The following is an 11555-nucleotide window of genomic DNA, read 5'->3' as shown; positions in this document are numbered from 1 at the left end:
GGGCCGTAACTGCGCCGACCGGGCGCAACCAACCCGTACAGTGGTGCGGCCTTCAGGCCACGCGCTCGTACAGCCGGTGTGGATGGCGCTGCACGATGGCGATGTCGATGCCTTCGAGCAGCCAGTGCAACTGCTCGACCGTCAACGCGGGTATCGCCTCGGCACTCGGCCAGATGAAGCGGTCCTGCTCCAGGCGCTTGAGCAGCAGCCAGAAGCCGTTGCGGTCCCAGCCAAGGATCTTCACGCGGTTGCGCCGCCGGTTGCTGAACACGTACACGCAGGGCGCGAACGGATCCAGGCCCAACGCCTTGTCCACCAGCAGCGCCAGGCCGTTGATGTTCAGTCTGAAGTCGATGGGCTCGCGGTGCAGGTAGACCTTCAGCGCTTCGTCGAGGCGGAACAACGCACCCTCCCGAGCGCTTCGATGACCTCGGCGGCCTGATGCAGGTCGCACTCCCGCAGCTCGACGACCACGCCGTTGGGCAGGCGGGCCTGCAGGCCCAGCCGCACGGCCGGTGGCGCCTCCACGCTCGTCAGCGGCATCGGCGGGGCCACCTCGAGCGGCACCGCCAAGAACGCCGCGCTCGTCGCCGGCGGCGCCGTCAGTGAACGCTGCAGACGCTGGCTGTGCTCGCGTACCCAGCGGCTGAGTTGGTTGGCGTTGACTCCGCACTCGCGCGCCAGCCGCGACACCGACGCGCCGGGCTTGCCGCATGCGGCCACCAGTTCGGCCTTGGCCACCTCGTCGTACACACTGCGGCCGTCGCGCTTGCGGCCGACCACAAGCCGCCGCGCCAACTCCTCCATCGACTCTGACATCACGTTCCCACGTTCATCTACGTGGGAACGTAGGCTGTCAGGCAGACCTCGACGCCGCAAGGGCGGGGTCTATTGAGCGCTTACAAAACTGGCGAAGGGGCGCCGCTGTGAGGCGAGCGCCCCTTTCTGCGGGGCGGCCAGAATACGGCTGGCATGATTGAAACCTTCCGGCTGTACATCGAAGCGCTGCACCCGGCGTACGAGCGGCTCGTCGCGTCGACGCCGTTCAAGTATGCAGAGCTCGCTGAGCAGGTCGTCCCCGCGCGTGGCATCTACCTCCTTACCGAAGGCGGCCAGCACCTCTACGTCGGCAGAAGCGACAGCATCCGCCAACGCCTGCGGAGCCACTGTGCCGTCAGCTCTACCCACCATAAGGCCGCCTTTGCATTCAGGCTAGCCCGCGAAGCTTGCGGGGTTCCGAAGGCCAGCTACAGACCGGAGGGATCTCGTGCTGACTTGATGACACAGGAGAAGTTCCGTTCTGCCTTTGAGGCGCAAAAGGCACGCCTGCGTGAGATGGACATTCGGGTGGTGGAGGAAGTCGACCCCAATCGACAGGCGCTCCTTGAGATGTACGTGTCCATCGCCCTCGGAACGCCGTACAACGACTTTGCGAACCACTGACCACCTGGTCCATCGCCCTCACCCCTCAGTCCACCTCGGGTCATTCGCCGCTCGCACCTTCAGCAACTGATTTAGCCGGCTCAGCAACTTCGCTGGCACGTCCTGTCGACGCCCGTTTGTGCGCAACGGATGGCTGAACTGCTCATGCAGGTAGCGCTTCTCGCCCGTGCCTCGGACGGGCTCGATTCGGCCTCCCAGCAGGAGCCACATGCGGTCGGCCTGATGTGGGTTCGACGTGTGGATGGGTGCGTAGTTCACTTCTTGCTCCTGGTGGTCTTGGTGGGCGTCTTGGTTGGGATGTCGTCCAGCATGGCGAGCAGCTCGTTGCTCAGCTTCTGCTGGCGTCGATAGGCAGCCGTGCCAGGGATGTCCTCGTCGGCGAGATAGCACGCAGCCCAGTCGATCTGGCGCGGAAGGGTCAACCGGTAGATTCCCGTCTCCCAGGCGTACTGCACGTGGTGCCGAACGTAGAACAGCGGGTCGTCGCGAACCGCTTCCATGGCCTTCAGCGGGCTGGACGGCATCTCTTCGAGGTAGGCGTCAGTCCCGCGGCCCGACGCGATGCGAGGAATCTCAAGGTGCTTCAAGAATGCGTCCGTGCTACGCAGGAACAGGAGCAATCGGGCCATGAAGGCGTCGCGAACGAGGTTGTGCGCCTGCGTCGCCTCTCGGAGCGCCTCGGCCGTCTCCGGCCTTACCTCAATGTTCACGGACACCGGGCCGGTTCTCTTCATTGCCCCGGCGATGTGACGCTTGGCGCGCAGCGAGAGCTTCAGGCCGGCCAGTTCGGTCCGGAGGTACGGCAGTTCGTTGGCCACCATGTAGTCGAGAAACGGCGCCCTCGAGAGGAAGAGTTCGTCGGTCTGCTTCTTGAAGGCCTCCCAGAGTTTGGGCGGGACGTTGAAGCTGATTGCTGTCTTGGGCATCTGGCCGCTCCGCGTTCGTGTCGATGCGGAGACTGTGCCTCAGAGCTTTTCCTCTGAGAAGATGCGATTTTCAGAGGCTTGACCCAAGAATCCGACGTCTTCCATCGGCCTGCCGGACGTGGCCGCCGCCAGAACCTTCTGCTGGAACTGCCCCCGTCGACCTGACGATACGATGGCGCCATGCCCATCGAGCGAGCCACCCTTGTTGAGGCCATCTCGGCGTCCGGAGGCGCCGTTCAGCCCGACGACCAGGTCGACGGTCTCCTCGCGAAGCTTAGGGCGCTTGAGGCGACCGGGCGGTATGCCTCACTCCTGAAGGGCATCTCTAGCGCCAACGACAAGAGCAACTTCCTTTCCCTACTTCTGGAAGCCACTTTTGCCTACCAGTTCGAGTCCCGTGGCCTCAGCTTGGACTACGAGGTGAAGCAGGGCGCCAGCGAAGGAAGCTCAATCGATTTCGGCCTGAAGCTTGGTGATGCCGGCGCAGCCTACTTCGAGCTCCGGCTTCTTCAGCAAGACCAAGCAACCGCGACAAAGATTGCCCAGCAGCTCACTGATGCGGGCCTGTATGCGGTCATCAAGGACGGCGTCGACGAGCAGAGGGAAATTCTCAAGCTCCAGAGCATTGTGCTGAGTAAGGTTGAGGACAAGCACGGCAAGCCCACCAAGTTCCTCAAAGTCGACCCTGGCGCGTTCAATGTTGTGGCGGTGTGCGTATCAGACCTCCTGCTCGGGATGGCCGACCTGCACGATTGCATCTTGGCTACGTACGGTGACCCGGAAGTGCCGGAAGAATGCAGGCGGGGCATCTTTGGACTGTTCCAGGACCTCAAACCTGTGTACCCCGCGGAAATTCAGGTGGCTGCCAAGCGGTTCGCGCACCTGAAGGCGACCATCCATGCGGTGCTTTTTCTGTTCAAGCCAAACGGTTCAGGGATCCTGGACTACTCTTTGCAGCAGTTGCTGGTCTGGAATCGCGCCCTGACCACCGAGGCGGACGCCGGGGCGCTGAACGACGCCCTATGCGCTGCGATCGCGCCGTTTAAGTGACGTAGCTTGGGCTGCAGCGAGAGCAGCGTGCTGCTGCGTCGCAATCGTCGCAGGGCAAAGGACTGGGGCCTACGGCTGGGACGAAGGCACTGCCCCAACCCCCATGGTCTCTAGGTCGACGATGCAATCGGCCATGCTCGTCAGCTCCGGCGTCTGGCTTACAAAGTACTCGCACTCGTATCCGCCCAGCCGTAGCACCTCGCGCTTCATCGCCATGAACATGCGCTTGTGCTCCGGGTCGAGCGGGCCGTCTGCCTCGTCGCTGAACAGCGTACCGATCTGGCGCCCGGTGTTGCCGGACAGGTAGAGCGCGATGGCGCGTGTGAGGCACTCGTTGATCCAAACCCGTTCGCCTCCGCTGACCAGCTTCAGGCTCTTGGCCTCGTCGCGCCAGCCGTCGTGCACGATGATGTCGAAGTCCTCGCGCAACTCGCCCTTGCCTGTGGTCGACTGCGTGATCACCTGCAGCGTGAAGCGCGGACCGTAGCACGCCAGCAGAAGATCGTTCGCCAGCGCCGAGAAAGTCGGCCCTGCATCGTCGATGTCCAGGGCGATCACGCCGTCGTTGCTCAGGCACTTGGCCAGCAGCGTCCAGGTTGCAAGCTCCTGCTCCACGCGCCCGACCGAACTCGCTGCCGATGCCGCCTTCGTCAGGGTGGCGGTGAGTTCCTGGCCGAGCGCCTTCGCCCGCTCGTCACGCTCACGTGCGTCCAGTTCGTCACGCTCGGCAGTTGCCACTGCCTGTGATGTCGCATCGACCTCCTGTTTGGCTGCGACCAGCGTGGCTCCATCCAGCGGCGGCGGAAGCAACCGGCGTTGATCCTCTATGCGAGTCAGGGCTTCGTCACGCACGCGAGCCAGGCGGCTCACCTCTTCGTCCAAGCGGTGGCGCGCGGCGGCGATCTCTGCCAGTTCGCCGCGTTCCTCGGCGGTTTCCGTCTCGGTCGTCTCCGGCATCTTGGCGACCTCCTCGGTCAGTGCGGCAAGTGCCTGCGCAGCACGCTCCACCTCGTCGCGACGGGCACAGAGCAGCTCGATCCGGCGCAACCGTTCTTCCGCGGCGTCCAGGAGTTGCTCCGCCTGGTTGCGCGCCTCGGCTGCTGCAGGCAGGCCCTTCACGGCCAGATCGTCCCGGGCGATGGCAGCACTCACTGCCCTCTTCCTTTCGACCAGACCACCGAGCGCCGCGTCCGTGGAAGGCAGCAGCGCCCTTGCCTCCCGGGCATCACCCAGAAGCTGGCACTGACCTTGGATGTCCATGCCCGTGCACGGCACGCTGTTGGTCAGGCCGAAGCGCCGCTGCAGGTCCCCCTGTCGCAGCGCGATCTGCCCGGCCTCGCGGTCGATGGCCTCGAGTTCGCGTCGCTGGCCAGCGAGTGTCGCCTTGACCCGCTCCAGCACGTCCACCTGACCCTGCTTCTTGGCCGCGTAGGCTTGGCATCGGGCTACCACCCGCTGCGCGAACTCGCGACGCGCCAGCGCGCGCTCGACGTCGCCACGAAGTTCGGCGACTGCCGCCAGCCCCGCGATGTCCCGCTGCAGCTGCGCACGCCGCTCGCCATGAGCCTGTTGTCGCGTCCTCATACGCTGTTGGAGCGCTGCATGTCGCTGTTGCAGGCGCGGCAGTTCTTCCGCGATGCGCCGTGACCCGGCGGCATGCTCGTCGCCCACGCGGTTGGCATCGTCGGCAAGCGCCCGGCGCCGCGCTTCGATTTCGGCGGCCCCGGCGTGCTCGGCCGTCACCTGGGCCAGTCGCTGTCGCGCCGCTTCGTGGCGCGCGGTTGCCACCGAGCGCTGTCCAATAGCAGCCTGCACGCCATGCGCCGAGCCATCAAGCTCCGCGAGACTGCGCTTCAGGGTCTCCGCGTCCTCCTGCGCTCGCAAGGCACCCTGCCGCAGCACGCCCAGGCCCGCCTTGAGCTGCCTGACCACGTCTGCGGCGAGCGCGCCCTGCTGACGAACCTGATCCAGTCCGAGGAGGTCCGCCAGAAGCGTCTTGATCTCGGCATTCTTGAATGCCGACAGCGGTCGCTTGCCCTGGGCCGAGAACACGGAGGTGAAGAACGTGTCGGGCGCGCAGAGGATGTCGGCGACGGCCCTCTCATAGGTGTCGACCTTGCCGTCCGACACCGTGCCGTCGAGCAGGCCCACCGGGGCCCAGCCGCCCGAGCGCTCCTCGAACAGGAAGGCCTCGGTCTTCTTCTTGCCGTTCACACGGAACACGATCTCGCTCTTGTAGCGCCTACCGCCATGCCGCCACACCAGCTCCTTGCTGCTCTCCGGCAGGAAGACATGGTCGTAGTATGAGAACGCGCCTAGACCGTCGGCGCCGGCGCGGGAGGGCATCACGAGGAAGGGGTGTTAGGTTGCATTCGCGAGTGTCAACGCCCTTGGATTGAGCAGACTCGCCGCCTACAGTGACCTCACGCCCGGGCAGCCCAGCCTCTTTCAGAGGCGAGTAGCCCGCCGCGTCCCGCGTTTTCGAACAACGCCACAGGAGGTCGCGAACATGGTCGCGCGCCGACTACGCAGAACGTTCAGTGCCTCGACGTTGACAAGGCTTCGCCAGATGCCAGCCTGCGACGCACTTGCGCTGCTGGCCACGCACGTCAAGTCCGACCCGACGTATCGGCCGGTCAAGGACGACCAGAGCGAGCGTTGGCACCTGTGCACTCGCCGCGGCGATTTCGAGATCGTGACCACGGGTCCCAAGTGGTACGACACACGTGCGAGGCATGGCGGAGGTGGCGCCATCGACTTGGCGATTTACCTCCTGGATGTGCCATTCGTCGACGCCGTCAAGCTTCTGACCCGCAAGGCAGCGCCTCATGGTTCAGATCATCCGCAAGGCCTCGCTGCCGACCCCTGATGAAGTGGCCGCGCGAACGCGCGACGCTGCCGAACAGGCGCGCGCTGTCGCCGTGCGCGAGCCTCGGCCCGCCGGATTCCCGCTTCTGTTCACCAGACACTGGCAGTTGATCGAACCGGCGGTCGCCTTCCTGCATGAACACTCGGTCCAGCGCGCCCATACCGACGACACGCGGAGGACCTACGCCGAGATCCTGTACGACTGGTTCGAGACGCTCGAGCAGAACGACATCCCGTGGGAGAGCGCCGACGCGGTCGACCTCGTGGCCTATCGGAACCGCATGATGGCGCAGCCGAGCCCCCACACCGGCCGCCCGTACCGGACGACGACCATCAATCATCGCGTTCGCGGCGTGCTTCGGTTCTACGAGTGGGCAGTTCGGACGCAATGGTTGAACGCCTCGCCGCTGGCGGACAAGACGCGCGACCTCCGGCTCGCACGGCATCAGCGGCCGACGCAGGCCAGTCACGCTGCGACCCATGAACACAGCATCTTCATCCTTCGGCAGTACGAGGCGTTGCCGAGGCCGTTGGTCTCCGAGCAGGCGCGCGAACTCCTCGCGGAGCTCGCACCGCCCTACGACCTGATGGCACGCTGGCAGCTGTATACGGGCCTGCGCATCAGCGAACTGCTGCGCCTCAGCGTCAACGACATAGGCCATCGCCGTGCGTCAGCCACGCTGCACCACGCGATCGAGGTCATTCGCAAGGGCCGCAAGCCCGGCCACGTGATCGCGCCGGCCAGCCTGCTCGACGAGACCGACGGCTACGTCAGCGGCCATCGCTTCGCCTGGCTCGCGCGCGCTCGACGCAAGGGTCGCATCTCCGAGCACAAGGCATTGTTCGTCAACGCCCGCGGATCGCCCGCGGGCAAGAACGCCTATCAGCGAGCCGTGAGCCAGGCGGGTCTGGCCTGCGGGTTCAAGGCCACCACGCACCTGCTGCGGGCCACCTTCGCGTGCATGCTGCTCGCCCGGCTCGAGCACCTGGCCGACCGAGGCGCCAAGATCAACCCTCTGATCGTCGTGAAGGTGCTGCTTGGCCACGAGCACCTCGACACCACCGACCGCTACCTTCGCGCCGTTGCCGTCGACCCATGCGTCCTCAAGGACGTGCTCGACACGCTGCTGTCGGAGGCGGGGGCGCCATGAAGTCGCCGCGCCAGAGCATACGTCGGGTCCTGTCGCACGAAGCGGTGGCGGCGCCAGCGCACGACGCGCAGCCCGCTCGCTTCGATGCCCCTCGTGTGGTTCGCAAGACGGTCATCGACTTTTCGTCACTGTGCTTGCCAGAGGACGTGCGGCTTGCGCTGGCACAGGCGTTCTGGAGCCACCTCGGAGCCCGGTCGCCCCGCAGCATCAAGTCATGCTGGACCTCGGTGCTGACTTTCAACCGCTTCGCGGCCGAATCGGGAGCCGTCGCGTCGCTCGCGGACCTGGACCGACGGATGCTGGTGCGCTACGTCGAGTGGCTCAACGCCCAACGGCGCTCGGACGGCAGGCCATGGGCAATCTCCACGCGAGCTGGGGTCTACAGTGCGTTGCGCCGGCTGCTGCGCTGGCTCGAACGCTGTCGCCCCGATCTCGTCGGCCACATCGACCACTCTTTCACGCCCTTTCCAGGGCGTGGCCGCGACGACCGCTCACGCGCGACGCTGCCGGCACGCGAGCTACGCGCCATCCTGCGTGCTTGCGAAGCAGACATCGCTGCGATGAGGGAAGCGCGCGCATCGGCCGCCGCGCAGCGCGCTGCCGATGGCGACAAGGTCGGCTCTTTGGGTTGGCTTCTTGCCGAGGTCGATCGGCGCTTCGGCGGCATCGTGCCCAGCGGCCTCGAGCTGCAACGGCGCGGTAACCATCCGTTGCAGCTGGCGGTGCGACGGTGGGGCGGCGCCAAGCAGATCGAGCCCTGCCTGTACCCGCGTGCGGTCTCGCTGCTGCCGTACTACCTGGCCATCATGATCCACACGGCCGGCAACCCCGAGCCCATCGCCGAACTCGCGCGCGACTGCCTGCAGGAGGTCCCCCTGCTGGAGAACCGCCAGGCGCTGGTGTGGTTCAAGGCCCGCGCCGGACGCCTGCAGCGACGCACGTTCGAACGTGACTCCCCATTCGAGCCGCCGGCGCTGGTCAGGGACATCCTCGCCTGGAACGAGCAGTTGCGGCCGCTCGCACCACCGGAACAGCGCAACCGGCTCTTCATCTTCAAGGGACTGCGCACCGTGAACGCGATGTCCACCGTCACGGTCCACCACCTGCTCGCCCAATTCTGCGAACGCCATGGCCTTGCTGCATTTTCGTTGGTGAGCATTCGGCCGAGCGTCCTGTGCAACTTCTACCGCGCCAGCGGCGATCTGCTTCGAACGCGGGCTTTGGCCAACCACGCCAACATCGCGACGACCGTCCGCTATGTCGAGGTGCCGGTCGTCCGCAGGCACAACCACGTGCGCATCGCCGCATTGCAAGAGGCCTTCATCGAGCACCTCACGGCGTCGACCAAGTCGCCTCCGCCGGTGGCCGCGGCGTCACCGCCGAGTGCGCGGCTCCCATCGGGCGAGCTGGTTTCGATGTTCGGCTTCGACTGCAAGGATCCGCTGGCCGGCACCGCGCCGGGTACACGTCAGGGCGAGCTCTGCACCAACTTCATGGGCTGCTTCACCTGCCCCAATGCCGTGATCGCGCCGGAGCCGCTGACGGTGGCTGGTCTGCTCCAGGCGCGTGACCACCTTCGCGCCGCGGCGGCGACGCTGCATCCCGCGCGCTGGCAGGCCTTCTACGCGCCCCAGCTACGCATCCTCGAGGAGGACATCTTGCCGCGCTTCGCCGAACGAGAACTTGCGGCGGCCGAGTCGCTGTTGCCGCAACTTCCGCCGCTGCTGGACCTGCGCTGAGGCCGCTGCCATGCCAGCCCTGCAGCACATCGTCACCGACCGTCCCGCCGTCCCCGCGGGCGAACGCGCCGGCGATCGTGGATGGTTCCTACTCGACTCGAGGTGGGAAGACGATGTCTGGATTCTTGCGCCAGGCAACGCGCTGGAAGAACGGCAGCCTGTGCGCCTGCGCTGGGACTTCGATCTGCGAGACGGCCGACGATTCACCGACGAGCGCTACGCCACGCTGCGGGAGACCAGCAGGCAGCTCGTCGCCCTCATCCGATCGCGCTCGCTGTCCACCGGCCTGCCTCTGCGTCCGAGCACGGTGGCGCAGTACTTTCACACCCTGCGCTGCCTGCTTCAATGGATGGACGGTGAGGGCTTCGGCCGCTTTGGAGCGCTCGACCCGCCGGCGCTGTTGGAATTCCAGCAGTGGCTGCGCACGCGCCCCCTGACTGGCCACCTTTCGCAGCGAGCGCCGGGGACCGTGCAGCGTCACCTGTACCTGTTCGCGTACTTCCATCGCTTTCGCGGCAAACTCGACGACAGCCTGTGCTTCGACCCCTTTGCGGGACACGATCAGCGCCAGGCCGCCGGCTATCACGAGGGGCTGCGTCGACCCTGGCCTTACACGCCGGACACCGTCGCCGTGGCATTGGTGCAGGCGGCCATCGACATCCTCACCCGCGACGCTCCCATCGTTCTGCGCGCCTGGCCGACGTATCGGCAGGCGGCGACCGGCGGTCGTGGTGCGGGCCATGCCCACACCGGAAGAGCGACACGGGCACTTCGAAGCGCCAGCGCCGGCATCCCCGATGGTGATTCCCCAGTGCGATCGGTCCGCGAACTCGTCTTGCGCACCGACTTGCTCTACGCCGCCTGCTTCGTCGTCATTTCCTACTTGGTCGGCCCGCGCGTCAGCGAGATCCTGCACTTGAAGGCCGGCTGCGTGCAGCACCGTTGCGCCGACGGCGCCAGCGAGCCGGTCACCGTGATCGTCGGGGCGATCTTCAAGCGCCAATCGGGCTACCACGGACGGCCGCACGAATGGGTTGCACCTCCTGCCGCGGTGCAGGCCGTGGCGGTGCTCGAAGCCTTGTCCGCCGGGCACCGCGCCGTCTCCGGACGCGACGAGTTGTGGTTGCGCCGCTGGCACGGCAACGGCGCGACGGAGTGGCACGAGGTCCTGCCCGAGCTGCTCGAGATTCCGTCGATCGCACGGATCAACATCCAGCTGCAGCGCTTTGGCGCCTGGCTGGGCCTTACGCACCAGGACCGGCCGTGGCGGCTCTCCACGCACCAGGGCCGCAAGACCTTCGCCAGGTTCGCGGCGTTGCGTGATCGCACGTGTCTGTTCGCGCTGGCCCAGCAACTCGGTCATCGCGAACGGGCCGAGACCGACCATGGCTACGCCGGCTCCGACTACCGGCTCGCCCAGGAGATCGACGCCGAGATCCTGCAGCAGTCGGTCAACGCGTGGGAACACATGCTGGCGACACCCGGCCTGGGCGGCCGCGCCGGCGAGGAGATCGTGGCCAATCGCCCGCGCTTTCGGGGCAAGCGCATGAAGGAAGACCTCGCAAGCTACGCGCGCCTGCTGGTGGACGCGGGGCTTGTGCTCGGCATCTGCGACTGGGGCTTCTGCGTCTATCGCGAGGAGCACAGCGCCTGCCTCGGCAACGTGGCCGGCCCGAACCCCGCTCGCCGCGAGCCGTCGACCTGCGCGCGCTGCAAGAATTTCGTGGTGTCGCAGCGGCATCGACCCTATTGGGTCGAGCAAGTCCACCGCTGCGAGCGGTTGCTGGACGAGCCGGCCCTGCCGCGGCAGACCCTGCGCATCGTCCGCGCACGACTCGATGAGGCAAGGTCGCTGGTCCGCACGATCGACAGCGATGGGAAGCAGCGATCATGACGAAGCAGGCGCGCGGCACAACCAGGACCGCCTCGGCCCAGCGTCTGCGCGAGGCGCTGACGACGATGGTTCGACAGCGTGGCGGCAGCGCCTCACCGCCGGCACTGACCGCCGCCGCGCTGTGCGATCTGGCCGGCATCTCGCGCAACGCGCTGTACCGCTACCACCCCGATGTCGTGCAGGCGTTGCGCGCGGCTCAGCAGAAGCACCTTCGGCGCCCCGATGACGCCGGGCGCGCGGCGCGACTGCGCCGCGACAATGCCGCCTTGCGCGAGCAGCTCACCAAGCTCGCGGCACTGGTCGACCACTACTTCGCAGCCTGGCAGGAGACGCGGCTGCAACTCGTGCGGCGCGACCGGGAGTTGGCCGAAGTGCGCCGCGCCCACAAGCCCCAGGTGGTTTCGCTGCAGCGCTGAACCTCCGCCGCAGTCCGAGGGAGGGACTGCGGCCGGGGGTTGACTTTGACACAGGGGCAAGCTCTACG

11 protein-coding genes are annotated in these 11555 nt (G+C 66.6%); 6 read left to right on the top strand and 5 right to left on the bottom strand.

What is annotated here, in order from left to right; translation table 11 throughout:
- Positions 1-52: 52 nt before the first annotated feature.
- Together tnpB and tnpA are read right to left on the bottom strand one after the other, a co-directional pair.
- The gene (tnpB, locus tag HQN59_RS23245) at positions 53-403 is read right to left on the bottom strand and encodes an IS66 family insertion sequence element accessory protein TnpB (protein WP_176071531.1); all 351 of its coding nucleotides are present in this window, start codon (positions 401-403) and stop codon (positions 53-55) included.
- A complete protein-coding gene (gene tnpA, locus HQN59_RS23240; protein WP_176071530.1) occupies positions 379-819 on the bottom strand; it encodes an IS66-like element accessory protein TnpA in 441 nt (146 codons plus the stop codon). The genes tnpB and tnpA overlap by 25 nt, the downstream gene beginning before the upstream one ends.
- 153 nt (positions 820-972) lie before the next feature.
- Between tnpA and HQN59_RS23235 the strand changes: the two genes are divergently transcribed.
- Complete coding sequence (locus HQN59_RS23235; RefSeq protein WP_176071529.1) at positions 973-1443, top strand: GIY-YIG nuclease family protein; 471 nt, start codon at positions 973-975, stop codon at positions 1441-1443.
- A gap of 18 nt (positions 1444-1461) precedes the next feature.
- Here the strand turns inward: HQN59_RS23235 and HQN59_RS23230 are convergent, their stop codons facing one another.
- Complete coding sequence (locus HQN59_RS23230) at positions 1462-1701, bottom strand: hypothetical protein (RefSeq protein WP_176071528.1); 240 nt, start codon at positions 1699-1701, stop codon at positions 1462-1464.
- Entirely contained in the window at positions 1698-2369 is a 672-nt protein-coding gene (locus tag HQN59_RS23225) for a hypothetical protein (protein WP_176071527.1), read from the bottom strand. Before HQN59_RS23225 ends, HQN59_RS23230 begins: the two co-directional genes overlap by 4 nt.
- A 180-nt stretch (positions 2370-2549) precedes the next feature.
- Here HQN59_RS23225 and HQN59_RS23220 point away from each other — a divergent pair, with 180 nt between their 5' ends.
- Positions 2550-3419 (top strand): hypothetical protein, encoded by an 870-nt coding sequence (locus tag HQN59_RS23220; RefSeq protein WP_176071526.1) that lies wholly within the window; start codon positions 2550-2552, stop codon positions 3417-3419.
- A gap of 69 nt (positions 3420-3488) precedes the next feature.
- On the opposite strand, the gene HQN59_RS23215 is transcribed toward HQN59_RS23220, so the two are convergent.
- Positions 3489-5765 (bottom strand): coiled-coil domain-containing protein, encoded by a 2277-nt coding sequence (locus tag HQN59_RS23215; protein ID WP_176071525.1) that lies wholly within the window; start codon positions 5763-5765, stop codon positions 3489-3491.
- A gap of 163 nt (positions 5766-5928) precedes the next feature.
- Here HQN59_RS23215 and HQN59_RS23210 point away from each other — a divergent pair, with 163 nt between their 5' ends.
- The 4 genes from HQN59_RS23210 (at position 5929) to HQN59_RS23195 (ending at position 11487) form a co-directional block, all read left to right on the top strand.
- The gene (locus HQN59_RS23210; RefSeq protein ID WP_246295117.1) at positions 5929-6288 is read left to right on the top strand and encodes a hypothetical protein; all 360 of its coding nucleotides are present in this window, start codon (positions 5929-5931) and stop codon (positions 6286-6288) included.
- A gap of 106 nt (positions 6289-6394) precedes the next feature.
- Positions 6395-7438 (top strand): tyrosine-type recombinase/integrase, encoded by a 1044-nt coding sequence (locus HQN59_RS23205; RefSeq protein ID WP_176071524.1) that lies wholly within the window; start codon positions 6395-6397, stop codon positions 7436-7438.
- A 1566-nt stretch (positions 7439-9004) separates the two neighbouring features.
- Positions 9005-11071: a hypothetical protein gene (locus HQN59_RS23200; protein WP_176071523.1), complete on the top strand. Its 2067-nt coding sequence runs from the start codon at positions 9005-9007 to the stop codon at positions 11069-11071.
- The gene (locus HQN59_RS23195; RefSeq protein WP_176071522.1) at positions 11068-11487 is read left to right on the top strand and encodes a hypothetical protein; all 420 of its coding nucleotides are present in this window, start codon (positions 11068-11070) and stop codon (positions 11485-11487) included. Before HQN59_RS23200 ends, HQN59_RS23195 begins: the two co-directional genes overlap by 4 nt.
- The last annotated feature ends 68 nt before the right edge of the window (positions 11488-11555 follow it).

Origin of the sequence: Rhizobacter koreensis (assembly GCF_013366375.1) — a bacterium.
GTDB lineage: Bacteria > Pseudomonadota > Gammaproteobacteria > Burkholderiales > Burkholderiaceae_C > Schlegelella_A > Schlegelella_A koreensis.
This window is presented reverse-complemented; position numbering and strand designations above follow the sequence as displayed.